This is a genomic window from Stenotrophomonas sp. HMWF023 (assembly GCF_003060985.1).
Taxonomy (GTDB): Bacteria; Pseudomonadota; Gammaproteobacteria; order Xanthomonadales; family Xanthomonadaceae; genus Stenotrophomonas; species Stenotrophomonas lactitubi.
This window is the reverse complement of sequence record NZ_QAIJ01000156.1, coordinates 1-2,918: the sequence shown is the minus strand read 5'-3', so window position 1 is coordinate 2,918 and position 2,918 is coordinate 1. Positions and strand designations below refer to the sequence as shown.

Here is a 2,918-nt window from a genome sequence, read left to right as displayed (position 1 = left end):
CAAGGCCCGTTCTTCGCCGTTGGGCGAAATGGTCGACAACGCGACGGCCAGGGTGTCATTGCTTTCCCTGACTGGCTGCCCCAGTGTGGTGTTCAGCAACGGGTAGGATTCCCCATTGACGGTGATCGCGCAGCGCCCTTCGGTTTCGATACCTAGTGAGTCTGGCCAGTCGGCGAAGAAGATTCCCTCCGGCCAACTGCCGCTTAGCTTCTCCGCTCGCATGACGTTTCGAAGGATCGCGGCTGTATCAATTGCGGAGTTGTTGATCTTCGAGGCAACTACATCGCACCAACGTACCCAGTCATCAATGGCGCCGGAATCCATCTTCCAAAGCTTGCCCTTGGCCGAACAGCCTGCGGTGGTGCTTCCTCCGTTTGCGTATCCAACGCCGAAAATGTTGGACTTGATAGACCGACCACTCTCAAGGTCGTCCATGACCCGGTTGACGTCTTGCCCAACGTGCATGGTGAACCGTACGTCACGACCGGACCTGCTGAGGCCAACGTTCTGCAGCTTAAGTCGGTTAATCCCATACATGATGCGAAAGACGTCGTCGCCGTTAATGCGACGTGCGGACGGCGCAACAAGAGCCTGAAAACGCGAGGTCTGCCGTTCATCCCCGGTGCACGAGATGAAGAGGGTCGAATCGCTTTGTCGGTAGTAGGCGAGATAGAGGTGCCAAGTCGAGCCGTAGATAGAATCGCTTTTCGCCCAAGCAATGGGAGCGTTCTCATGGGAAACAGCCATTACAATCGATCCGTCGTCACTCACCGAGTGCAACTGAAGCACTTCGCTCTGCGACCCTAAGCTTTTGGCGGCATGGGGACGCCAGTTCGTTCTCGTTAGGCGGTAGGCGAGGCAACTAGTGCTAGGTGCTGGATTGAGAGCCGCGATCTTCGCTCCCTCAGAATCTCCTTCGAACCTTGATTCAAATTCTTGGCGCTGCAGCTCTCGTCCGATGCGCTCAGTACTGACTTCACGAATGATCAAGCTCCAATCCGCGCTTTCCTCAAAGAGTCGCTTCATGGGGCTGTCTGCTCTCTGGTTGGCGATATTGGCGACGAACTTTGCGGTTCCCAGACGCGTATCCGTTCGAGTTAGGCGGCCGATAAACTGCAGTGTGACTGCTGGACTTTGATGCTGATCGTGAATTGCGGCGATCTTTAGCTCTGGCAAATCAAAGCCCTCGCCGAACATGTCAACGCAGACTACGATACGACTTTGGCGGGTTCGTATGCGCTGTAGATCCCTCTCCTTGGTTCTATTGTTCTTGCTGTGGATGACAACTGGCTCAAATTCAGGGCCCAGTTCACGGTACAGCTCAATGATCCGGTTGGCCTTAGATATCTTGGCGCATCGCGCCATAAGAATGTGATCGAAACCTTCCTCCAGATCGTTGGTTAGCAGGTCAATGGCTTTGGTGGCAATAGTCCGATCAATTTCGCTGGTTAAATACTCACGAACAGGGAAGAAATCAATCTTCTGGAAGTAGTTGTCTCGCTGCGCTTGACTCAGGCTATAGTTGAAGATGATCTTGCCCTCTAGCCGTTGCTGGTCGAGACGGAACGGCGTCGCAGTGAAGTGGATGGCTGGTTTGGAGCCGAAAGCATTTCGAATACGCCCCCACGTCATGGCGGCAACGTGGTGAGCCTCGTCAAAGATGAGGTGACTGAAATGGGCTGTAAAGGCTTCCAGCTCGTTGTCATCTAGCTGGGCCAACGCGGCAGGCGTCGCGATGGTGACGTTGGAGGCTTCGATGGCTTGCACGTCGACTGCAGCATTGCGACTGTCGATGCGATGGACAATCGGTGAAAGAACGTCGTCGGGAATCGCTTTGATGGCCCGTAGTCGTTGCAAGCCGGCCAATCGATCACCTATCTGAGTGCGAAGCGCATCAGATGGCACGATCAGCAGTGTGCGTCGGAACCGACCGGCTATGATAATTGCGAAGATCGTGTCCGTTTTTCCCGTGCCGGTAGGCATAACAACGGTCCCTGGCACTTCGGGATCGGAATCGAGATGTGAAAAAACAGCGAATGCAGCAGCGCGTTGAGGCTTCCGAAATCCGGCGAACCCATTGGCTGGCCCTTCGGTCGCGAAATTTATGGTGTTTTCTGCCCAACTTCGGTAAACCACGTTCTCGCGGCAAAAATCGACATCAACATCCATGGATTTCCTCCTGTGAAGCCGCCTTCCATCTGTCTGCGGTCCGCCTCGATGAGGACGGTCCCCACTAAGCTGCCATTCTGCCAGTTAATCATGGAATCGGAAGTGGGGAGATCATGATTCTTGGCTCCACCCACAATAAGTGGGCGCCAAATTTATGGCGCACAGGGGAAGTCATGCCTGCGTTGTGAAGGATAGAGTCTGGGAGTGTCCGTTCTTGGCCGAAAACGGACACTGGGTTCGTCAGCAGACATCTAAGCGGCGAAGGAGAGTTACTGTGGCCTAACCTCCCGGCAAGCCCACTCAACCAACCCCCTACAAGCCAGAAACAAACCATCCACCACCCCCTCGTCCAGATGCCGTTCCGGCTCCGCTGCCACTCTGCAACGGTCTGCCGAGTGCAGCACCTCCAGCACCGTCAGCAGCCCGACCAATGCCCGCTCGGTCCTCGCCAGGCTCACGCGCCGGCCGGGTGACACATCATTCTCCGGCCAGGGCAGCCCATCAGCCCCTTCGCAGCCGCGCATGCGCTTGAGGATGCCGAGGAGGGAGTTCAGGTCGGGCAGGGGAGTGTCGTCGTTGATGGGCTCAACAACGGTGTACGAAGAGAAGGTGTCGGATTCGTTCATGGCGTCGGTTTCCTTTGCTGTGCTTAACAGCGCCACCGCGTAGGCGGGGTGGCGGACGATGCGTGGTTCCAAACCGGGATGAAGTAGCGTCATAGACCGGCGGGCCCGAAGGCCCCCACGCAC

The 2,918-nt window shown here is 56.2% G+C and carries 2 protein-coding genes; both read right to left on the bottom strand.

The window, feature by feature from the left end; genetic code table 11:
* Positions 1 to 2,169, bottom strand: a 2,169-nt coding sequence (locus tag DBR20_RS08570) for a DEAD/DEAH box helicase family protein (protein ID WP_146186975.1), incomplete at its 3' end; no start/stop codon positions are given.
* Between the two features lie 269 nt (positions 2,170 to 2,438).
* The gene (locus DBR20_RS08565; RefSeq protein ID WP_108265880.1) at positions 2,439 to 2,795 is read right to left on the bottom strand and encodes a hypothetical protein; all 357 of its coding nucleotides are present in this window, start codon (positions 2,793 to 2,795) and stop codon (positions 2,439 to 2,441) included.
* Between the last annotated feature and the right edge of the window lie 123 nt (positions 2,796 to 2,918).

Bases quoted from the DNA above. Each gene is read 5' to 3' on its own strand.
- DBR20_RS08565 (WP_108265880.1), bottom strand. From the start codon at position 2,795: ATGAACGAATCCGACACCTTCTCTTCGTACACCGTTGTTGAGCCCATC.